The organism is Pseudoalteromonas sp. BSi20495, assembly GCF_000241185.1.
Lineage (GTDB): Bacteria > Pseudomonadota > Gammaproteobacteria > Enterobacterales > Alteromonadaceae > Pseudoalteromonas > Pseudoalteromonas fuliginea.
Genome location: NZ_BADY01000073.1, coordinates 1 through 23,193, shown reverse-complemented (window position 1 = coordinate 23,193; position 23,193 = coordinate 1). Strand labels below are relative to the sequence as shown.

At 39.5% G+C, this 23,193-nt stretch carries 16 protein-coding genes; 12 read left to right on the top strand and 4 right to left on the bottom strand.

Annotated features, from left to right (window positions below; all coding sequences use genetic code 11):
• Positions 1-62 precede the first annotated feature (62 nt).
• Positions 63-572, top strand: a complete 510-nt coding sequence (locus P20495_RS10010) for a GNAT family N-acetyltransferase (protein WP_008136347.1) — start codon at positions 63-65, stop codon at positions 570-572.
• A 189-nt stretch (positions 573-761) separates the two neighbouring features.
• Here P20495_RS10010 and P20495_RS10015 read toward each other — a convergent pair whose 3' ends face one another.
• The 4 genes from P20495_RS10015 to P20495_RS10030 form a co-directional block, all read right to left on the bottom strand.
• Positions 762-1,148, bottom strand: coding sequence for an MmcQ/YjbR family DNA-binding protein (locus P20495_RS10015; protein WP_007377720.1), 387 nt, complete (start codon positions 1,146-1,148; stop codon positions 762-764).
• A 326-nt stretch (positions 1,149-1,474) separates the two neighbouring features.
• Positions 1,475-2,272: a hypothetical protein gene (locus P20495_RS10020; RefSeq protein WP_008136345.1), complete on the bottom strand. Its 798-nt coding sequence runs from the start codon at positions 2,270-2,272 to the stop codon at positions 1,475-1,477.
• Between the two features lie 27 nt (positions 2,273-2,299).
• Entirely contained in the window at positions 2,300-2,836 is a 537-nt protein-coding gene (locus tag P20495_RS10025) for a hypothetical protein (protein WP_008136344.1), read from the bottom strand.
• Complete coding sequence (locus P20495_RS10030; RefSeq protein WP_008136343.1) at positions 2,833-3,960, bottom strand: class I SAM-dependent methyltransferase; 1,128 nt, start codon at positions 3,958-3,960, stop codon at positions 2,833-2,835. The genes P20495_RS10025 and P20495_RS10030 overlap by 4 nt, the downstream gene beginning before the upstream one ends.
• A 282-nt stretch (positions 3,961-4,242) precedes the next feature.
• Between P20495_RS10030 and P20495_RS10035 the strand changes: the two genes are divergently transcribed.
• The 11 genes from P20495_RS10035 to yeiP all read left to right on the top strand — a co-directional run bounded on the left by P20495_RS10035 (position 4,243) and on the right by yeiP (position 23,181).
• On the top strand, positions 4,243-5,310 hold the full coding sequence (locus tag P20495_RS10035) for a phytanoyl-CoA dioxygenase family protein (RefSeq protein ID WP_007377724.1): 1,068 nt from the start codon (positions 4,243-4,245) through the stop codon (positions 5,308-5,310).
• Between the two features lie 497 nt (positions 5,311-5,807).
• A complete protein-coding gene (locus P20495_RS10040) occupies positions 5,808-6,488 on the top strand; it encodes an aspartyl/asparaginyl beta-hydroxylase domain-containing protein (RefSeq protein ID WP_007377725.1) in 681 nt (226 codons plus the stop codon).
• Positions 6,485-6,997: a GNAT family N-acetyltransferase gene (locus P20495_RS10045; RefSeq protein WP_008136342.1), complete on the top strand. Its 513-nt coding sequence runs from the start codon at positions 6,485-6,487 to the stop codon at positions 6,995-6,997. The genes P20495_RS10040 and P20495_RS10045 overlap by 4 nt, the downstream gene beginning before the upstream one ends.
• 29 nt (positions 6,998-7,026) lie before the next feature.
• Positions 7,027-7,308: a hypothetical protein gene (locus P20495_RS10050; RefSeq protein ID WP_008136340.1), complete on the top strand. Its 282-nt coding sequence runs from the start codon at positions 7,027-7,029 to the stop codon at positions 7,306-7,308.
• A gap of 65 nt (positions 7,309-7,373) precedes the next feature.
• The gene (locus P20495_RS10055) at positions 7,374-7,922 is read left to right on the top strand and encodes a phage tail protein (protein ID WP_007377728.1); all 549 of its coding nucleotides are present in this window, start codon (positions 7,374-7,376) and stop codon (positions 7,920-7,922) included.
• A 12-nt stretch (positions 7,923-7,934) separates the two neighbouring features.
• Positions 7,935-8,465 (top strand): phage tail protein, encoded by a 531-nt coding sequence (locus tag P20495_RS10060; protein WP_008136337.1) that lies wholly within the window; start codon positions 7,935-7,937, stop codon positions 8,463-8,465.
• A gap of 13 nt (positions 8,466-8,478) precedes the next feature.
• Positions 8,479-9,015, top strand: coding sequence for a phage tail protein (locus P20495_RS10065; RefSeq protein WP_008136335.1), 537 nt, complete (start codon positions 8,479-8,481; stop codon positions 9,013-9,015).
• Positions 9,016-9,137: 122 nt separating this feature from the next.
• On the top strand, positions 9,138-10,331 hold the full coding sequence (locus tag P20495_RS10070; RefSeq protein ID WP_008136334.1) for a S8/S53 family peptidase: 1,194 nt from the start codon (positions 9,138-9,140) through the stop codon (positions 10,329-10,331).
• Positions 10,332-10,375: 44 nt separating this feature from the next.
• On the top strand, positions 10,376-11,524 hold the full coding sequence (locus P20495_RS10075) for a TIGR03032 family protein (RefSeq protein ID WP_242401479.1): 1,149 nt from the start codon (positions 10,376-10,378) through the stop codon (positions 11,522-11,524).
• 5 nt (positions 11,525-11,529) lie between these two features.
• Positions 11,530-22,461, top strand: coding sequence for a tandem-95 repeat protein (locus tag P20495_RS10080; RefSeq protein ID WP_008136331.1), 10,932 nt, complete (start codon positions 11,530-11,532; stop codon positions 22,459-22,461).
• 147 nt (positions 22,462-22,608) lie between these two features.
• Entirely contained in the window at positions 22,609-23,181 is a 573-nt protein-coding gene (gene yeiP, locus P20495_RS10085) for an elongation factor P-like protein YeiP (RefSeq protein ID WP_008136330.1), read from the top strand.
• The last annotated feature ends 12 nt before the right edge of the window (positions 23,182-23,193 follow it).

Sequence of the window (23,193 nt, the reverse complement as noted above, 5' to 3'; positions counted from 1 at the left end):
AATTTATAAGTTATTGCGATTGTTTTTCGTGCTTTTTATTAATAATCATTTGTAGAGGGCCTATGCAGTTATTTACAGAACGATTAAAAATGCGGCAATTGAGTGATGCTGATTGGTCTGTTTTTTTGCAGCTCCATCGTGAACCCGACGTGCTTGAATATTGTTTTGACATGCCAAAAGAAGTATTTGTGAGACAGCGGTTTGAGCAGCGCTTACCTATTTGGGATCCAGATTCTCGCCATCCATTATGCTTTGCTGTTATAAACAATGAAACACAGGAGGTTATAGGTGTTACAGGTTTTACTTATGATGGAATAACTGCCGAACTAGGGTATTTATTTTTACCAAAACACTTCTCTAAAGGGTACGCAACTGAGTCGTTAAGAACCGTAATCGAATGGGCGTGGCAAGAATGTGGTATCAAACAGTTTAAAGCTGTGGTGACACGGGGTAATACAAGCTCAGAAAATGTATTGAGCAAATGCGGATTAACACAGACAGATGCTATACCTCAATCACATATTATTGCTGGTACGCGTTATGATGATTTAATTTACACACTCAAAGTCTAATACCAATGCGCAATAATACATAATCAATTTGAGGGATTAAATCTGGCGCTAACAGCGTTAAACATTCTAAGTTATAAATTTATCAAGGCTATTAAACAGCCCAAGACTGGAAGATTCTAATCTTGAAAGGTTAACAACGTTAGGTGGGTTTATTGGGCTAGAAAGCTAGCCCCTAATAGAAGTAGACGTTTACAAATGCTGCTCTATTGTTTTGCGATCTTTTTCTGGCATGTTTTCCACGACTAAATTAAATGAATTATCGATCATTCGTTCTATTTCGCCTTGTGGAATCGAACCATCTAAAATAACAGTATTCCATAACCGTTTATTCATATGATAGCCTGGGATCACTGCAGGGAAAATGTCGCGTAACGAAAGTGCTTCATCGGGATCGCACTTTAAATTAAGCCACCAAATAATTTCTCCATCGTCATTTGTTTCACCATCATTGCCAACGGCAAGAGTAGCAAACATTTTATGATTCACTTTATAAACATCAACCTCTTGAGCAAACGGTTTTGTAACTTGAACAAGTGGCTTTTTAATTAAATACTCATGCACTCTTATTTGGTCCATGATCCATTCCTTGAAGTCATACTCGGTACACATACCATAGCATTATTTTATTAGTTTTGTGATACGAAATATCGATTGTCTTCATTTTTTTTAGCATTAATACACTGAAGTATTGGAAGTTATTTATATTGATACAGAGATAAACCTTCTAAATACAAAAATCAGCCTATGAGATATTATACCAACCCGCAATAATACTTAATCAATGTGTGGTATTAAATCTGGCGTTAACGGCGTTAAAAACTTCTGACAAAGAGCAACTAAATAATGAATTTTTACCTTGTTACCAACAAGGCTTGCTTACCTAAAGTAAACCACTTAATAGGCTAAACTGACTTTGGTAAAGACGAATAGGCAATGACAGCGGCATCACGTTGAGCGAGATCTGGTTCAGTTGTATTTTTACTATAAAGAAGGCAAAACTCTGTGGGATCCCCTTTGGCTGTTAAGTAATATTCATGAGTGAATTGTAATAGAACTTCTTTCCAACGCTTTGTAATTGAATCGGGGGCGCTTGGTAAAGAATTTAAAATGAGTTTCGATTCTTCAAAATTACTATTAATTGCAACATTCAGCATGTCATCGTTAGCAGCCGCCAACCAACTAGATCCATTATTACCTACGCAAAGCAATGGCATATAAGGTGCTAGAGCTGGGCACACATCATTTTTGTATATTTCGACTTGCCAGTATGGACGGGCTATTTTTATAAACTGAGTAAAACTTTCAATTGTTGTAAATTTGGATGTTGCCAAAGGTAAAATTTCGACTCTTGGCTTATTTGCATTAACGGTGTCATTGGCAACATCGATATACCATGGCCCGAATATGAGTGCGTTTTGAAAGTATTCATCTCGTAATGACCCCCATGCTTTTTTTAAATCGGTACCTTGGTTAATACGCTTTTTTAATAAGCACAGACCCGGTTTATCTGTTTGTGGTAGTTGTGTTTGCAATAATGAAAACACTTCATCGCGAATTTCTCTACAACGCCCTATTGGGTAGGGTTTATTGGCAAAATAAGGCATTTTAGGCGCAAGTGTTAAATCGGCAATTAATCTAAGTTGTGCTAAATCGTTGCACAACATAGTTAGCTGCTTTGGCGTAAGGCTGTTATTAAGCACTCATATTCCTTATAAAATCTACTGCGACTATTTTAGCTGAGCTTGTGTATAAGCGTCATTTCTTAGCCACCTTAACATGTTTGGATAACCGTTTGGGTGATTGGGCTGTTCACACATAAACCATGAATATAAAAGAGGGTAACCAAAACCAGTGCTGTTGGTAAAGGCCTCGATTAAGTTATCAGATGCCCCTTTATAACCCTGTTCATGAAATAAAATATCCGGGGCGATATTTAAATAGCAAGCTGCTGCCCACGACCAAGCTATTGCAGTCATTTCTTCGGCCGCTTGATGATCATGGTTTTTCATATCCCCTGTTAAACAAGTTCTTTTCGCTTCTGAAGTAACTGCAATATGACCTGCTTCATGAAGAATATCACCTGGGTATAACAGTTTTTCTAAATCAAGTAATAAAGTGCCTTGTTCTATTTTAAGGCCGGGTAAAAAAGTCTTTTCGTGTAACGTTTCATACCGGTGGTTTATACCTATATCAGTAAGAAAGGCTAAAATATTTTCAACCTCAGTTAACTGCTTATCTGTATTGTGTTCAGTGCTAATAGTCATAATGATTTGAGATTACTGTTAGTGACTAGCCAATGTTCAAATTCTTCAATACTTTGGCTCTGATAAAGTGCTGCAGTTGTTTCATGGTATGGCAGCGTTAATGAATCTAATAGCTCTGTCCATAATGCCCATTCATCGTCGGTAATACTAAATGAGTGACCGGATTTAGTTGCTTGTGCACGCTCAAACATACGCTTTACACCAGGCAATTCCAAGTTATTGAGATCTGTAAATCTTGCCAATTCAGTTACCGTCTTAATGATACTTTTTATTGGGAATGTAAATATAAAGTCTGCACTGTTAGGTGTTATGTATTCATAATGAATAGCTTCACCACCACGAAGCTGCGCATCATGAGGTAAAAAAGTCAGCGGTATATTCAAACTACATTGATTTTCCGTTAGTTTATGGTGTTTGTATACTTGAATGTCGGTTGTTAGCTTGAGTCTGTAATTAGTATCAACGCCATTTGGGATCAGCATACTGCCTTTAAAGGTGGATGTATCCCCTGCATTTAAACGCCTTGCTTCGTCGATGTTTAAGCAATAAAACTCTTTTAGGAGTATGTTAGTGGTAATACTCCCTTCTATAGACATTAAAGATTTAAAAGGTGTTAGCCATGCCTTTAAAGAAACATTTTGTGGGATTAAGGTGCCAGTATTATGCAAGTATTGGCATAAATGAGAGAAAATGAACACTTGAGGCTCTCGCTTTAATAGCGCTGTCATAGTTTCTGAAATAATGATGTCAAATTGCTGAGAGGGGGGCGCTTGCCAACAAGTTGCGTCATCACATGTAATTGCAACAATGTTTTGGGTGATTGAAAAGTGCTTTACTAGCTTTTTAATTGCACTGATGTTTTCTGGGTGAATGTCAATGAGTGTGACTTTTATACGTGAGTTTGTGGCAAGACTTAAGTAAGGAATAAGTAACGTGCCATAAGGCCCCGTACCAGCATAAAGAATATGAATATCATCAGTCTTTGCCTTTAAACGTTCTTCAATGGCGAGCTTAATACCTTGCATAAATATTTGTGTGCGAAGAGTCTCTTCAGTGCATTTAGCTGCTTGTACAGGAGAAATTGCAACGCCTTGGGACGTATTTTCATCATTCCAGTCATTCATATCTAAGTCAGTTGAAATAGACGTAATATTCCCTAAGTAATTTTTTTAAATCGTTGATAAAAGGCTTCATCAACCCCGCATCGGCTGGCTCATTTAGCAAATGTGTAACCGCATTACGGTATCTGTTCAGTAACTCAGTATCCATATCGCTCCCTGTATTTAGCTAAAAAAATCGTTGCTCGCAATAATATAGCACTCTATTCTAATAAAGTTTAGATTGTGTTAATAAATCAATTTAAGGAGTTTTACTTGCCTAAAATCAGGTAAGGAAAAGGAGTTATTATGCAAAATGAGTTGATAGTAAAAGTGCCACCTCCGCACACAATAACGCAGAGTACACTTCCTTGTTATAAAGAAACTGGGCGCTTAGGTCTATTTCAATTAAAGCGAATGTGGCACAAAGTACAGTTACAAAAAAAAGGCTGTGCGGATAAAAAAATAATAGAAGATGAATGGTCGCTTGATGTCATGATTATGGACACTTTAGGCTTAGGGCTCACACCGACTATAGAGTCTATTTTTGCGAGTGATAGTTTTTTCGAATTTGAAAGTTGGGTAAAAAAAACGCATGGTAGAGCTATTTCAAACGCAAAAATAAATCAGCTTAATAAAAACATTGTTTCATTTTTTGAGAAAACAGACATAAAAAATGAAACAGTATTAGTAGAGACGCCTCGTCACTATATTTTAACGCCAGTGCATTGGCAAAGCTGGGATGATAATGGTTATGTTATTATTCCAGAGTTGGTGTCAAAAAAATTATGTGAAGACGTTTGTAATATGCTTTATGAACGTTTGAAAATGGATAAAAACAACCCCGCTTCATGGTATAGCTGTCATGCGCTTAAACAGGGGGTTATGGTACAAATATTTAATGATATAACCATGCAAGTTATACGTTCTCTTCCTCAAGTTCGAGATGTTTTTGAGCAACTTTGGGGGAGAAAAAACTTAATAGTAAGCACTGATAGGGTTAGTTTTAATCCACCGCAGACAGAAAGTTGGCAGTTTCCTGGGCCAAATCTTCACTGGGATATAGACTTTAATAAACCACTCACCTTTGCAACGCAAGGGTTACTGTACCTTACTGACGTTGCCGCTGAGCAAGGTGCGTTTAGTTGTGTACCTGGCTTTCATAAAAAAATAGATGACTGGCTAGCTAACCTACCTAAAAATACTAATCCACACTCTTTTAATTTCGATAAATGCAACAGCACTCCATTAGCGGCAAAAGCAGGTAGCTTAATTGTTTGGCGAAATACATTACCTCACGGTAGCTGTCCAAATAAGGGAAGTAGGCCTCGTATTGTACAATATATAAACATGACGCCATTAAAAATAAGTAGCTAAAGACTCGCTATGAGTAATAAATAATGCAGTGTAATAGAGTGTAATATTTTTTATCTTTAACTTGTGCCAAACTTATAGGTAGTTTGTTAAAAATAAATTGATTGGCTTTAGGTTTTTAACACAAGGCATTGATTTTTAAAGAAATATATCCATAAAAGTTGCGTTCTATACCTTATGGACTATTATGTTGTCTGAATCTAGTGTTAATTAATGACATAATTTTATATTGTAATAAAAGCTCAAAGGAATGTTTAAGTATGAAAAAACATAGTCTACAGCTTACGCCGTGCTCACGGCGTACAAAACCAAAAATCAATCATTTAAAGCCTTTATTTAAAATGCAATTAGAGTCATGTGCTAGAGCCGTTATAGCAAGTGAAAATAGATCAACATACGGCAACAATATAAATACAGAAATCGATTTCATACCCACCCTGTACACACTTTTTTTAAGATTAAATACTTGTTCATTCTCTTTGTTTGGGAAGAAATAAATAATGAATGATGACATATTTATTTCTGAAGTTGTTAATGCCGATGAAAATATAACCTCTCCAGTCATTTTGTTTGCCCAGCTTGATATATTTTATAATATAAAAAATATGGCAGACGATTTAGTTGTAGCAAAAAAATTGGAATGGGTTGAACATGTTAACACTCAATGTTATCAGGGCAGTTGGGATGTATTGCCTTTAAGAGTCCCTGTAGAGCACGCTGATAAACATGTGATTCTGCAATCTTTCGCAATTGAACCTAGCTCAGATTTTATCGATGGCGACCACCTTCAATATTTACCTTATGTTCGTGAATTATTGTCACAATTTAAATGTGATATTTTATCTGCACGGCTTATGCGTCTTTCCCCTAACTCTTTGATTAAACCCCATCGAGACCTTGGATTGAGTATTGACCTATCTGCTCAAGCACGTATTCACATTTCTCTAGAGGCATCCGAACATGTTGAGTTTTTAGTAGATTGTTTAGAAGTTCCAATGAGTCAGAACAGCTGTTGGTATATAAATGCCGATGCAGAACATTCTGTAGTAAATAACGGCGATACACCAAGAATCAACCTTGTAATAGATTGCAATGTCAATGAGTGGCTATTGAGTTTAATCATAGAATCTAAAAACAAAGAATATTGCTGTACAAATCAAGCTAAGGAGATAAATAGATGATGAAGCTTAATATCCCAAAAGGCCTAAACATAAGACCGTCAAATGCAGCAGATAAACCATTTTTAGAAAAACTGCATAGTTCAATGCGACAAGATTTACAGTTAATTGACGGTGAGAAAGATTTTGTAGAGTCAATTGTAGAAATGCAGTTTAAAGCACAAACCCAAGGGTATGGAGATAAGTTCCCCAATGCAATGTACTTCGTTATTGAAAAGCATCATGAGGCGATAGGTAAAGCAACAATTGATTTTGGCCCAAATGAAATTCGAATCGTCGATATTGGCTTTTTACCAAGTGCGAGAGGGCATGGTTTTGGCTCAGCGATAATCCGATCGTTTCAAAGTGCTGCACTACAATCTGGTGCACCTTTAACACTGACCGTTGAGCAGCGTAATTTTGCTGCTAAGCAGTTGTATGCGCGTTTAGGGTTTCAAGTTGAATCAATTAGCCCGCCATATGAGTTTATGGCGTGGTACCCGCACCCAGTGAAATTAATGAGCGGTGTGTAACTAAGTAAAAGTAAGCATAGGGGTTTAATATGGAAAAATTTACGTTTGAAAATGTTGAAAGTGCACAAGGGTCAGTTGTCAAAGTTGTAGGCCAAAATGGTGAAGTAGAGTTAGAAGTTTCATCGGTTACAAAATCAAAACTTGATGGTGACGAATGGAATGCATTTAGTGTGTTGTTAAACGGCAAGACCAATGAGCCTCTAAGCCAAGGTACCTATAAGCTCGAGAATGAGGCCTTTGGTGAAGCTGAATTGTTTTTATCGCCAAATAGTGAAACTGAGTATGAGATACACATTGCTCAAAAGAGATAGTTGGCGTGTTAAGTCAATTAATTAAGTAAATTATCACGTTTAAAAAAGTGAGTAAGGAGATTTATATGGCTGATCCGTTTACGTCAGAAATACGGCCTTTTGCGTTTAATTTTGCGCCTGAAAATTGGGCATTTTGCAATGGGCAAGAGATACAGGCTACCCAAAATGCCGCTTTATTTGCATTACTAGGCACCCAGTTTGGTGGTAATGGGGTGAGTAATTTTAAATTACCGGACCTACGAGGGCGAACGCCAATCGGGCAAGGAATTATGAAAAGTGAGCCAAGTAGACTATTCACGGCAGGTGATCAGTATGGCGTGGAAAATGTCACGATCAGTGTCGCTGAAATGGCTGGCCATTCTCACAGTGTGCAAGCGACCAGTACCGAGGCAGTAAGTATCCCAGCTTTTACAGATAGAGTGTTTGCAAGTTCTAAAGATCTCAAAGGTACTGCTACTGAACCATTTACGTATAACTCAGCGGTAAATCTGACTGGGCTGGCGCAAGACGTTGTTTCTAGCGCGGGTGGTGGTCAGTCGCACACTAATATTCAGCCTTTGTTAGCACTGAATTTTTGTATTGCGCTTGACGGTATTTTCCCAGCAAGAAATTAATAAGGAGAAAGCATGTCTGAATCATTTATTGGTGAAATAAAAATGATGGCCACGACCTTTGCACCGCGGAAATGGGCAATGTGTAATGGCACCATTATGGCGGTAAATCAAAACCAGCCTTTGTTTGCGCTTATAGGTGCGCAATACGGGGGAGATGGACGCTCATCGTTTGCGCTACCTGATATGAGAGGGCGTATCCCCGTTCATTTTGGTCAAGGGCCGGGCTTACAAAACTATCCACTCACAGCTAAAGTGGGTGTAGAGGACGTTACCTTACAAACGAGTCAAATCCCTTCGCATACTCATAGCTTACAGGCAAGTAAGAACAGTGCAAACGCATCTACTGCGATTAGTAATGTGCTTGCAAAAAGCCCTCAAGGTGAATTGGCGTATTTAAATGGAGCAGTAACAGGTGAAGTACAAAAAATGAGCGAGTCAGCTGTTAGAACTGCCGGAGGTAATGCGTCGCATAATAATATGATGCCTTATCTGGCCATTCACTTTGTTATTTGCCTCCAAGGCATTTTTCCATCAAGAAACTAGAGGAGAATAAGAGATGGCAGACTCATTTATTGGAGAAATTCGTATTTTTGGCACAACGTTCAGTCCTCGATATTGGTCAATTTGTAATGGCCAAATTGTAAGCATTGGACAGATGTCAGCAGTCTTTAGTTTATTAGGGACTAATTTTGGAGGTGATGGTAGAACAACATTTGGCCTTCCCGATTTAGCAGGCCGTGCACCTATGCATGCAGGGCAAGCCCCTGGCCTATCTTTGCGTCCATTCTCTTATTTTGGCGGGTCAACTCAAGAGACATTGGTCGCATCTCAGCTACCTGAGCACACACACAGTATTTCAGGAGTACGTCAGTCAGGTGACACCGCAGAGCCAACTAACAATAAGCTGTCAATTGACACTGGGGCAACAGGCGGCACACTGAGATATACCGCACCCCTTGATAGTGATATAGGCTTAATGGATGACTCAAGTTTTGCTACCGCTGGTGCTGGGCAGCCACATGAGAATATGCAACCTAGCTTAGCGCTAAACTTTTGTATTGCGCTGGACGGGATTTATCCACCAAGAAATTGATGTGTGAGAATACAGGTTTTAGTTTGCAATCTGTATTCTACATATGATGAAAAAACGATTATGTTTGTGCAGGGAATAAGTTATATGTTGTTTGAAAGAGCTCTGTTGGTTGTAATTTACTTATGTTGAAATACCTTAATTGGCATATTGTTTTCAGTTGTTTAATTATAGCTGTGTGCTTATTTGCAAAAGATGTATCTGCTCAGGCGAATTTAGACAAGCTGCAATTTAAAAGCTCTAAAGGTAGTGTTGTATTTGCCAAGTATGACAGTGATTTTTTGATTGATGATAGAGGTATAAAGTACGCATTTAACAAAAAAATAATAATACTCTCTTTGCTATCAGTAGATGAAATTTCACAGCTACATGATGAAATAAAACAAGTTCAAGTAATCGCTAATATAGGAAATAGATTGGTTTATTGGGTAACACCTAGAACCGAATATTTTTTTGATGTTTATTTAGCGTTAAGCAAACATCAAGATGTGTTAGAAATCGAACCTGATATCGCACCTGTTACAAAGTTAATCACTTCAGGTACAAGAGTACCGACTAGCAATACACTTACACCACAAAATGTCCCTTTGTGCGATAAACCAAAGAATACCGTTCGGGTTGCAATTATTGATGATGGCTTTGACTTTACTCACCCAGAGTTTGATGATTTAACAGTATTGTTCGAATATGACCCTGATAAACAAACATTAGCAGCCAGTGCTAAAAATCCAATTGATTACCATGGTACACGCGTTGTTGGAGTTATCGCGGCAAAGCAAGATAATGTAGGGGTTGACGGCTTTGCACCGACCAGTGAAATAATTGCTATAAGGCAGGTTTCGACATGGTCATCTTCTTTAATATTGGCATTTCAGGTCGCTAAGTTGATGAAAGCGGATGTTATCAATTGTAGTTGGGTTTTACCGTTTTTATCTAGTATTACGTCACTGGTTATTGAGGATGTAGCTTCAGCATCAAATGCACCTATTATTGTTGTTTCTGCGGGGAATTCTGGTAAAGAAGCCTGTGAAATTAATCAGTTGTCTGCATTAGGTTCAGTGGTTGTGGTAGGGTCAATAAATAAAAATGGAGGGATTGCACCGTTTTCTAATTATGGACAATGTGTTGATTATTATGCTCCTTCTTCAATTGCATCAACGTCACGGAACGGGTATGCAAATTTCGGCGGGACCTCGTCATCTGCCGCTATTGTTTCAGGTATCGTGGCACAGCTAAAAGCATGCGGAGTTGAACACCCGTTAACAAAATTAACAATGGTTGAAAATATTTATGCAGCTCATAAAATCAAGAAAAAATAATATAAAGAGTGTAATTTTGGCTAGATTAGAAGGTAGTGAGATTAATGAGTTCTGAAACGGAACAGTTAGATTTTAGCAGCACGCATAGTGACAATTTCCCAAAAATATTGGCTCAGTTGGGGATATCGTTGATTGTGACAAGTTATCAATCACAACGTGTCATTTTAGTGCGCTCTAATAATGGCAATCTAGAAACAAAATTAAAAGCATTTCCAAGACCTATGGGGCTTTATGCTGACGAAAATAGGATCACGCTTGGAACACTAAATCAAGTAATCGACTTTCAAAGAACACCAAATGGTTATGCAGATGTCATTAATGGCGACCTTGATAGTTATGAAGAGTTACCAAAAAAATTACAAGATAATGAACTGCGAGATATAGCCAAGTTCCGTGAAGAGTGGGATGAACAAGTCCAAAGTGTAAAGGCAGCCGACAGTTTGTTTATTGAAAGAGCGACGTTATCAACCGGTATGATTAACATCCATGATATTTGTTGGGGTAATGATGGCTTGTGGGTAGTTAACTCGATGTTCTCTTGTTTAAGTAAGTTAAGCCCTGACCATAGTTTTATCGCTGCTTGGGTGCCGTCGTTTATTTCAGATCTGAAACCAGAAAATAGATGCCATTTAAATGGTATGGCGTTGTTAGATGGTGTGCCTCGTTATGCTACTGCCTTTAGTGAATCCGATACAGCGGAGGGCTGGCGTGAAGAACTAGGAGAGAAAGGGGTACTTATTGATGTCGTTGAAAATAAGGTCATCAAATCAGGTATCTCAATGCCGCATTCGCCAAGGTGCCACGCAGGTAAAGTGTATTATTGTGCATCTGGAGATGGCGATATTCATGTCTACGATCCAAAATTAGGTACTAGTCGAGTTTTATGTGAGTTGCAAGGCTTTACAAGAGGGATGACGTTTTTTGGTGACTTGATGCTTGTCGGTACGAGTACATTACGTAAGTCAGAAGAGCATATTCGTTTCAAAGCAAACCCCAGATTATTGGATGGGCAAAGTGAATGCGCAGTATGGTTAGTGAATGTAAGTACAGGTGAGGTAATTGGTAATTTAACTTTTTCAGGTGAAGTAAAGCAAATTTACGATATTGCGGTTGTACCTAATAGCATAAAGCCAGAGCTATTTCAAAGCTCAGACGCGTTGTCTAGCCATATTTTTGAATTTTGTCGAGGGTAAGTATTATGAAACATTTGAGCTTAAATAAAACCTTTTTAGGCGTTGCAATTTCTGCCGTAATTGCTAGCGGAGCTTATGCAGAAACAGTAACTGAAGGTGTAGATTTAAAACAATTTTCAAAAAAATCAGCATTAGAAACAGAGGGTGAAATAGTTGTTGATGTAGAGTCAAAAAATCCCTTTTCGGCATTTAGTCGAGGGGAAAAAGCACAATCACACTTAGTAAACTCAGATATAAATAATACATTAAACTTTTTAAAAGAGCAGGGGTTACTCGAAACTAATGAACAAAAAGTAAGTATTGTTACGGGCGATAATACACAGGTAAAAAGTGACTTACTAATAAGAAAGGTGTTTGCAAGTGCAAACTGTACACTACCTGGCGGAGCATGTGCCACTATAAGTTCTTCTAGCTGTACCTTGAGAGGTGGCAGTGTTGGTGCTTGTGGGTCATCTCCAGAAATAGATGTTGAAGAAAGTGGAGCGACAACTGTAAGTGAAGATTTTGGCAGTGTAGCAGCAGATGGAGTAGCAACTACAACAAAAACCTTTACGGTAAAAAATGAAGGCACTGGTAATTTAACGACTACGGCTGTTTCTATAACAAGTGGTAGTAGCGACTTTTCAATTACAGGCGGTACATGTGCTACGAATGGTCAAACATTAAGCTCAGGTATGCAATGTACGATACTTGTTACTGTACAAACGACAACGGTTGGTGGGATATCAGGTAATTTAAGAATTAGCAACACTGATGCAAATGAGAGTATGTATAATGTGTCTTTGAGTGCCACAGGTACTTCTACAAACTCAGCGCCTGTTGTTGATTTAAATGGCACAATGACTCCAGGTACAGGGAGTTTTTCGGCGTTTTCTGAAGGCAGTGGTGCTGTAAATATTGCGCCCGATGCTAGTGCCGCTGATAGTGATGGCGATACAATAACAACAATAACCGTTGCATTAACAAACGATCAAGATGGCACCTCAGAAGGGCTTAATGCTTCAGCGGCTGCGCAAAATGCACTTGGTGGTATATCAGGTGCCTCAGACATTACTCTGCAAGATACAATTTCGATAACGGGTGCATCTGCAACCGTTGCTGAAGTGACGACCTTTTTACAAGCAATAACGTATAATAATACCAGTGCAACACCCAACACAACTTCGCGTACAGTGTCAGTTGTTATAAATGATGGCACTGAAAACAGTATTAGCCGTACAGCGACAACTTCAGTGGCTAACCTTACAGCGGCTAGTTCTACAGCGGCGGGTTTTAGTACCTTAGATGGTACAAATTTAAATCCGGCAATTACGTTTAGTAGTGATAACGAAACATTAACGATAAGTAATCCATCACATATTACAGGTTCAGTGGCTGACGGTGGTACTGGTACAGATACCATTCACGTTCCGACTGGATCCGATTTAACGGCTTTTACTACATTAACAGGCTTTGAAACATTATCAGTGCCTAGCAGCGTCACTTTAACGTTAAGTGAAGCGCAGCATGAGCAATTTACAACGATTTCGGGGAGCGGGGCTCCTGTCTTTACGATTACAGCAGGCAGTGGGGGCGATGCAAATTTAACGGCAAATAGCACCATCGCAACATACGTTTTAAATACACCAGTTTCATTAACGCTTGTAGACAGAGACCAGTCTGTTACAGGCAGTAATTTAGCTGATTCAGTCGATATTTCCAACTTTTCGTACCGAGGAACTCTCGATGGTGGGGATGGCACAGATACACTTACGCTAGCTAATGGCGCGAGTTTAGCGGCTGCAACGATTTCGAACTTTGAAACACTTAATTTGAGCGGCGGCGTATCTGTCACGATGAAAGAAGCGCAGCATGATGCGTTTTCTACAATTTCAGGCGCAGGTACAGATCAAATTACCATTTCAGACGCAACTAATGGTTTAATTGCTGCGAATGATATTGAAACGTATGTGCTCGGTAGTGCAAACACAATTACCTTATCAAATGGCTCACAAAATATAACAGGCAGCACGGGCAATGATACGGTAAATATTGCAGGTTTAACGGTTACAGGTACACTCAATGCAAATGGTGGTACCGATACATTAAGCATGGCAACAGGTGCCGACACCACAAGTGCTACAGTGTCTAGTTTTGAAAACTTAACCCTTGCAACAAACTCATCGGTGGCTTTATCTGCAGCGCAAGTGAGTACATTTACAGGCACTATTACAGCGTCTGGCGCTGAAACGATTACGGTTTCGGGTGATGGTAACTTTACAACACTTAGCAATATTGAAACGTTTAACGTTGGTGATGATTCAACAAATACACGAACAATTACGTTAGGTTCTTCGTCTGTCAATGTGACAAGCGCATCAACAACCGATGCAAATACGTTTGATGTCAGTGGATTAACGTTTACTGGAACAATAACAGGTGAAGCAAGCGTTAATGATACGCTATCTATCAGTAATACGGGGGATATTACTGGAGCAACAGTTTCCAATATTGAAAACCTAACACTTAGCAGTGGTGCACGGGTTTCAATGACGCGTTCGCAACACGCCGGTTTTACAGGCACTATATCTGCAATAGGTTCTGAAACAATTGATGTTTATGGCGATGGTGATTTTTCTACTTTCAGTGATGTTGAAACTTACAACGTATTTGATGATTCTTCAAACAGTAGAACAATTACGATAGTCTCAGCGACTCAAAGTATAATAGATAGATCTAGTAATACAGCAATGACCTTTGCACTTGGTGGCGCTGGGTTTAGTGGCTCATTAACCTCAGAGCTAAATGCTGCAGATAAGGTGAGTGTCACTGACGGTGCTGACGTGACTTCTGGCTCATTCTTTAATATTGGTACATTAAGCTTAGCCTCTGCAGCAACAGTAGCAATTGATGTTAATAATATTAATGATTTTAATACTGCAATTACAGGCTCTGCTGGCGCTGATACACTAAAACTGATGGATGGTGGTATTTTTAATTTTTCCAGCACCACGGTATCGGGTATTGAAAACCTGGCAATCGGCACTAATAACAACACGACTATCACCTTAACCGATAATTTTAATACTGATGCTGGCGTTGTGTCTTTTTCTAATGTTAGTGGCAGTGCAATTACAGCCGCAGTGACCCTGGATGCAAGTGCATTTAGCGCCGACATTTTAACCATGACCTCATCAGATTTTAATGGTGATGATGTACTTAAAGGTGGCTCTGGCGCCGATACTTTGCGCCCAGGTGCTGGTATAGATACGCTAACAGGCAATGCAGGTAATGATAATTTTGTAGGTAGCTCATCACAATTATCAGGGGACACAATTACCGATTTAGCCGTAGGTGATCGCATTACAATTACTGGTATCACAGGGCTTTCAGCCAGTAACGTGCGTTTTAATGGCACAAGTACATTAGAAGTAGATACCAACGCCACTGATTTTAATATTTCTGAACTTACTCTTTCTCTTACTAATGCGCCAGGCAATGATTTAGCTTTTACGGTTGCTGATAGCGGATCAGATTCCGTTATTACATTTGTTTCAGCAAATTCTGCGCCTACATTTAGCTCGCTTAATGGCGGTGCTACGTTTATCGAAGGTTTAAGTGCTGTGAGCATTGATAGCGATATGACAATTGCAGATGCTGAACTTGATGCACTTAACAGCAACGCAGGGGATTACAACAATGCTAGCTTAACTATTCGCCGACGTGGCGGTGCGAGTGCCGAAGATCGATTTGGTCATTCGGGGCTATTAGGGACGTTAACTGAAGGTAATACATTTAGTTATAACGGTAATAATGTAGGGACTGTTACCACAAACTCGGCAGGTACTTTAACGCTAACATTTAATAGCAATGCTACTTCTGCAATTGTAGACTCTGTTGCGCAAGCAATTACCTACGCCAATAACTCAGATATTCCTCTAAATGCAACTGTGCTTGACTATACCTTTAATGATGGTGTCGTAGATAGTACAGGTACTAATCAGGCATCAGTTACAATTACCTCGGTTAACGATGCGCCTACTGTATCAGCAGTCGGGGCTAATCCAACATTTACAGAAAATGGCTCACAAGTTGGTATTTTCTCTTCAGCCTCTATTAATGCTATTGAAAGCGGACAAAATATTGAGCAAATATTACTGACGGTAAGTAATGTAAAAGATATTGGCAATGAGTTCCTTCAATTTGGCACTGATGTTATTAGGCTAGAAAATAATGCATCCGGTACATATTCGGGGTCAGTTAATTTTAGTTATGTTGTCACTCTTAGCGGTTCAAAGGCAACGGTAACGATTGTCGCCTCAGACACTGCGGCCGTATGGCAGAACTATGTTCCTTTCTTAGCTTATAAAAATACGAGTGAATCACCGACAGAAGGAGATAGAGTTGTAACGCTAACGTCTATAAAAGATAGCGGTGGTACATCTAATGGTGGTGTTGATAGATCTACAGGTAGTTTTGGTTCTTCTACGGTTAAAGTAGTGGGTGTAAATGATGATCCAACAGACATTACTTTATCGGCAACAAACATTAATCAATCTTTAGTGTCTTTGGGCGCTGATGTTGGGACTTTAAGTACAACGGATCTTGATGATAGTACGCATACTTATACATTGGTAGCTCCTAGTTCATCAGCCAGTGGTTCGTGTTCATCAAATAGTGGTAACAGTAGCTTTCAAATTAATGGGAGCGTGCTAGAGACTCAAGCCGCCATTTCAGCAGGCACCTACATAGTATGTGTGCAAGCGGATGATGCTTCGTCATCGTTTAAAAAATCATTCACAGTAACGGTGACTGATAATATTGCACCGACAGGGCACAGCGTTTTAATAACTCAAGATACGATTACTCGAGATAATGAAGCCGCGTTAGGTTTTACTCTAAATGGGCTTGAAAGCAGCGGTTCATTTACTTACAAAGTGACTGATGGCTCTAATGAAATTATAGGTAATTCTAGAGCAATAACGGGAGCTTCAGCTCAGGTTACGGGTGTTAATGTAACCACTTTAAATGAAGGTACACTTACACTTTCGGTGACAGTATCAGATACCGCTGGGAATGAAGCCAGCGATGTAACGGCAACAATTGTTAAAAGCTACAACATTAAACCGGTACTATCAGGTACGCCATTGGCGACAATAGATGAAGATTCTCAATACAGCTTTACCGCAACGCTCACGGATCCGGATACAAGCGACATACATACGTTTAGTATTACTAATAAGCCAAGTTGGGCAACATTTGATACGGCCACAGGTTTACTGTCAGGAACACCCACCGATCAAGATGTAGGTACCTCAGCGAATGTCAATATAAAGGTATCCGATGGTACTGAAGATAGCGCAGCGATGATATTTGATATTGAAGTAAAAAATACCAATGATGCGCCTGTAGGTCAAAACTTTGCATTTAGTTTAGATGAAGGGGCATTATTTGCAGCCATCCCTGTTAATGGTGTATTAAGCAATGCCACTGATGATGACCTTGATAGCGGTGATACATTCACTGCAGTGAAAGTGACAAACCCATCATCGGGTACGGTTACGCTTAATAGCGACGGTAGCTTTAGTTATCAACATGATGGCAGTGAAAGCACGTCTGATAGTTTCACCTACCAGATAGAAGATGCCGCAGGAGACAAGTCAGCAGTTCAGACGGTAAGCTTTACCGTTACGCCAGTAGAAGATGCGCCTATTGTGGTTGCCGACTCTATAACAACTGATGAAGATACTCCTGTTACTTTTAGTGTTGTTAGTAATGACAGTGACGCTGAAGATAATATGGTTGTATCTTCTGCTGCGATAGTGGACGCACCGACTAAAGGGCAAGCTAGTATTGCAAATGGAATCGTAACTTATACACCATTGAGTAATGTATCTGGTACAGATTCATTTACATATACAGTAAAAGACAGTACGGGTTTAATATCTGAAAAAGCGACTGTATCGATTACTATAACCCCAGTGAATGATGCGCCGATTGCTATTAATTTTAATGAGGTGATAGATGAAGGTACACCAACGTCTGCACTTTCAATTAGAAGCAACGCTACCGATATAGAAGATACTATTCCAACGGGTGATATTAGTGTTGTAGCACAACCATCTAAAGGGTCAGTGAGTGTTGATCAAAATAACGGTACTTTAATTTATACACCTACAGGCAGTGAAAACGGAAGCGATACATTTACTTATACGATAGCCGACAGCAACGGTTTGGCATCAAATACAGCCTCTGTGACGGTAAATATAGGTGCTGTTAATGATCGCCCTATTGTCCAAAACGATGTGATAACCACCGATGAAGATACTGCAACCAGTGTGGCTATTTTAGCGAATGATTCAGATGTAGAAGACCAAGGTTTTAATGGCGCAAATGTGCTGTTAGAAAATAAAGGCGATGGTGCAGGAGAATATGACTTTGCCAGCGTAAGCGTGAACCTTGATGGTAGTTTAGCAATTACCCCTAAAGCAAATATAAATGGGGTTCACAGTTTTACTTACACCGTTACTGACAGTGAAGGACTTACTTCGCTACCAGCTACAGTTACACTGATTATTACGGCGATAAATGACGCCCCAGTTGCCGTTGATAACACTGCACAGTTACAAGAAGAAGGGCAGTTTGAGGTCAATGTTCTAGGTAATGATAGTGATGTTGATATTGGTGATAGCCTTAACGCTAGCTCCGTAACGATTGTTACTAACCCTGCAAATGGATCGGTGAGCGTATTAGCAACTGGTGCAATTGTTTACACGCCTCAAGCGAACTTTTTTGGCGATGATAGCTTTACCTATACGGTTGAAGATAGCAACGCAGCTGTATCAAATATAGCGACAGTGACTATGAGTGTCGCCTCCGTGAATTACAAACCGGTTGGCGTTGCGCAATCGCAATCACTGGATGAAGATGGCTCAATACTACTGACGTTAGTTGCAACAGATATAGATCAAGACACGTTAAGTTACCGGATAGTTAATGCCCCAAGCAAAGGTACTTTGGTACAGCAAAGTAACGATAGTTGGCTTTATACGACGAATGAAAACATTAATGGTACAGACAGCTTTACGTTTGTGGCCAACGACGGTGAAATTGATGCTGATGAAGTCACTGTTTCGTTAATTATCAATGCAATTAATGATGCACCTACGGTTGCTGGGCAAGTACTTTCAGCAAATGAAGATACAGCGCTAACGGTTACTCTATCGGGTAATGATATTGAAGAGCAGTCTCTAAGCTATCGAGTGGTAACTGAGCCTGCTAATGGCAGTACGACCTTAACCGGTAACATACTTATTTATACACCAAACAGTAACTTTAATGGCAGTGACTCTGTGAGCATTGTTGCTAATGATGGTGAGCTTGATTCAGAGTTTGCACGTATTTCGATTACGGTCGACAGTGTTAATGATGCACCGTTGATAAGTGGGATACCTGCGGCATCAGTGAACGAAGACAGTGAGTATTTATTTATCCCGATAGCAAGCGATATGGATAATGATACGCTGACATTTAGTATCAGTAATAAGCCAAGTTGGGCTAGCTTTAATAGCGCAACAGGGCAACTTAGTGGCACACCAGTAAGAGAAAATGCAGGTCAATTTACTAATATTGTTATTGCAGTGACTGACGGACAACTTGAAGCACGCTTACCTGCATTTACAGTAACAGTAAATAACACAAATAAAGCCCCAGTGTCGCAAAGTATGATGTTAGATGTTCTTGAAGACGCTTCCATTACTTTTGCTCCAGATGTCTCAGATCTTGATGACGATATACTTACGCTAACAGCCATATCGCAGCCTCAATTTGGTACTTTAAGTAAGCAAGGCAATGTGTTTACGTACTCACCAAATGCGAATTACTTTGGTATTGACAGTTTTACGTACATTGTAAGCGATGGTACAGAACAATCTGCAATCGCTACGGTAAGCTTGAATGTTATTTCAGTGAATGACAGACCTGTTGCAAATCCTGATGTATTCTCATTAGATATAAATGAGGAAAACACGTATTTATTGGATGTATTAGCCAATGATACCGATGCTGATGAACAACCATTGAGTATTATCGGTGCAAGCGCGAGCGTGGGGAGTGTAACAATTGAAAATGGTGTGATTGCATATAAATCGCAAGCGAGTACACAAGGGATTATTCAGATTAGTTACCTGATTGAAGATCCAGATAAAGCAAGAAGTAGAACGACTGCTAAATTAACGTTGAATAAACAAACAGATGATGTGCCAACGATTGAAACACCGGTTGATTTGGATATTAATGCTAAAGGATTGTTCACTAAGGTGGATTTAGGTGTACCGCTTGCTACTGACAATCAAGGTAACCGATTGGCAGTATCACTCGTTGATTCAACGTCACTGTTTACTCCTGGAAGTCATTTGGTCTATTGGCAGGCTTTTGACAGTAATGGGCTTGAAGCAATTGCTACACAGAGCATTAATGTTAATCCGCTTATTTCTTTAAGTAAAGATAGCCAAGTAGCAGAGGATCAAACATATCGCTTTAATGTATTTTTAAATGGCGAGTCACCGACCTATCCAGTAACAATTCCTTATACTGTTTCAGGTACGGCCAACAGTGCTGACCACGATTTAACATCAAGTGAATTAGTTATTGAAAGCGGCGTCCAGGGGCAAGTAAGCTTTACTGTTTTTGCTGACTCAGAAATTGAAGGCAACGAAACAATTATTGTTTCATTAGCGAATACGTTAAATCTGGGTGCGAGATCAACGGTTAATATCACGATTGTTGAAGATAATGTAGCACCTACAATCTCTACATCGATTAAGCAAAATGAGGAAGCTAGATCGCTTGTCGCGATAGGCGAGGAGTTAGTCACTATTACTGGGGTCGCAGAGGATATAAACCCAAGTGATAACGTAACACTAAATTGGCTATCACAAGATGATCAGTTAACTAATACCAGTACAAATGAGGGGGAATTTGTTTTTTCAACGCAATCACTTGCTCCGGGTATTTATAAAGTGTCAGTGACGGCTGAAGATGACGGTGAACCAAACTTATCAACAACAAAAGAAATCTATGTTGAAGTAGTACAGTCTCTTGATACCCTCGATTCGGGTGATTCTGATGGCGATCTAATACCGGATGATCAAGAAGGCTTTACTGATACTGATAATGACGGCATACCAGATTACCTAGATGCTATTAGTCAATGTAATGTGGTACAAGGTCAAGTCAAAGACAGTGACAAGTTTTTAGTTGAAGGCGAGCCAGGTGTCTGTGTTAGAAAGGGCGTGACTGTTGTACAAAATGTGACAGGAGGAGTTCAATTATTAGAGAGTGAATTACCAGCCGACGCTAACGCATTAAATATTGGTGGAGTATTTGACTTTATTGCGACAGGGCTTCCAAACCCTGGAGATACCTACAGTATTGTATTTCCACAAAGAAAGCCAATCTCACAAAATTCCACTTATAGGAAGTTTAAAGAAGGCCAATGGGTTGATTTTGTATCTACAGCACATGACCAAATATTATCTGCTGCGGGTGAACCAGGTTATTGCCCACCACCAAGAAGTAGTGAATGGACGCAAGGCCTAGCGGAAGGCGCATGGTGTGTGCAACTACAAATTGTTGACGGTGGTCCAAATGATGATGATGGAAAAGCAAATGGCTCTATTGTAGATCCTGGCGGTGTTGCTGTTGTGCGTACAACGAATCAATTACCACAAGCAAATCAAGATGAAGTAACGATAGGTGCAGGTGAATCTATTACTATTGATGTGCTAGAAAATGACACAGACATAGATGGAGATGCATTAACACTGACGGGTGCGACGGTTGATTTTGGGCAAGTGAGTATTATTGATAATCAGATACTTTATACTCCGCCTACATCATTTATCGGTATTGCGACCATTGAATACAGCATTACTGATGGACAAGGAGGAACATCTAACAATAATGCTAAGGTTAACTTAGTGGAAAATAATGCACCAACAGCAATATTTGATACAGCTAGTACCACCGATCGCGTATCAATAGAAATTGATGTACTTGGTAATGATACTGATATTGATATGGATGAATTATTTATTATTAGTGCAGCGGCAACTTATGGCACTGTATCAATTAATATTAATGGCACTTTACAATACATGCCAAAGGTAGGTTTTGAAGGTGTTGATACTGTCGACTATACTATTAAAGACAGTAAAGGAGCTAAATCTTCGGCACAAGTTGAAATTACCGTTAGTGCAGTAAAATCAGTTTCTATTAGTAATAAGTCATCGGGAGGAAGTATGGGAGGCGTTGGGTTGTTGCTGATTTCAATGTTGGTATTTAGCCGTCGAAAGTCATTGTTTCCAAGTTTTGCGATAATTACTACAAGTTGCTTAATAAGTGGCAGTGCACTCGCTGAAGCATGGTCTTTTGAGGGAACTGTAGGTCAAGCTAAAGCTAAGCATTCTTTGGCAATAACGGGCAGTGATGTTAAGACCATTTCAGTTGATGATAAAGATACTAGTTGGTCTGTGGGCGCTTACTATGAGCTAGCTCCTAATTGGGAAGTTGCAATACGGTATATTGATTTAGGGCAAGGACGTGTTGAATTAACAGCGGATACAACAACACCAAATGACCTTCATAATGACTACGCGCGTTATGCTCCAATCTTACCAAAAGGTGTTGCCACGGAAGTCGGTTATTTATTTATGCCTGCTGAATCATTTAGTACTAAGTTGTTTTTGGGGGCTTATCGCCATCAATATAAAATACAAAGTGATATAACCAATGGTGCAACGCTAGAGTCTAAAAAGCATACGACCAAGCTTTATGCGGGTGGTTCAGTTGGGTATTCGATTTATAAAAATACCGAGTTACTACTCAAGTATAGCTACTATAAAGTGTCAAAAAACGATGTAAGTGAGCTATCTGCTGGCGTTAAAGTCCACTTTTAAAGTCACTCTTAATAAATCAGCGCGCCATTAAGGGGCGCTGATTTTAAGTATTATTCAAAAAGTATCACTAAGTTGTTTTGTTTCTATTGAAGAATCCTGAGTTCGTGGTATGTTTCTCGCAATCAAAAAAATAATAGGAATTCACACATGCCAAAGGCGAGTGATGTTAAAAAAGGTACTGCTATTGATTTTAATGGCCGAGTGCTAGTTGTAAAAGATATTGTGCGCTCTGTGCCGCAAGGCCGTGCTGGTGGCAGTTTATATCGAATGCGTTTATACGATGTAGTAACTGGCAGCAAAGTGGATGAAACATTTAAAGACAGCGATATGCTAACGCTTGCTGATTTAACACGTCGCGAAGCAATGTTGTCGTATATTGATGGCGACGAGTATGTTTTCATGGATAACGAAGATTACACGCCATATAACTTAAATAAAGATGCTATTAGCGAAGAGATTCAATTTGTAAATGAAGAAACCCAAGGTGTGCATGTTATTGTCATTGACGGTGCAGCAGTAGGCCTTGATTTACCATCAAGTGTTGAGCTTGTTGTTGAAGAAACCGATCCTTCAATTAAAGGGGCTTCTGCAAGCGCTCGTTCAAAACCTGCACGTATGTCTACAGGCTTAAATATTTCTGTGCCTGAGCATATTTCAACAGGTGACCGTATTCGTATAAATACTGTTGAACATAAATTCATGGGCCGTGCTGAAAAGTAAGTTATAAACTTT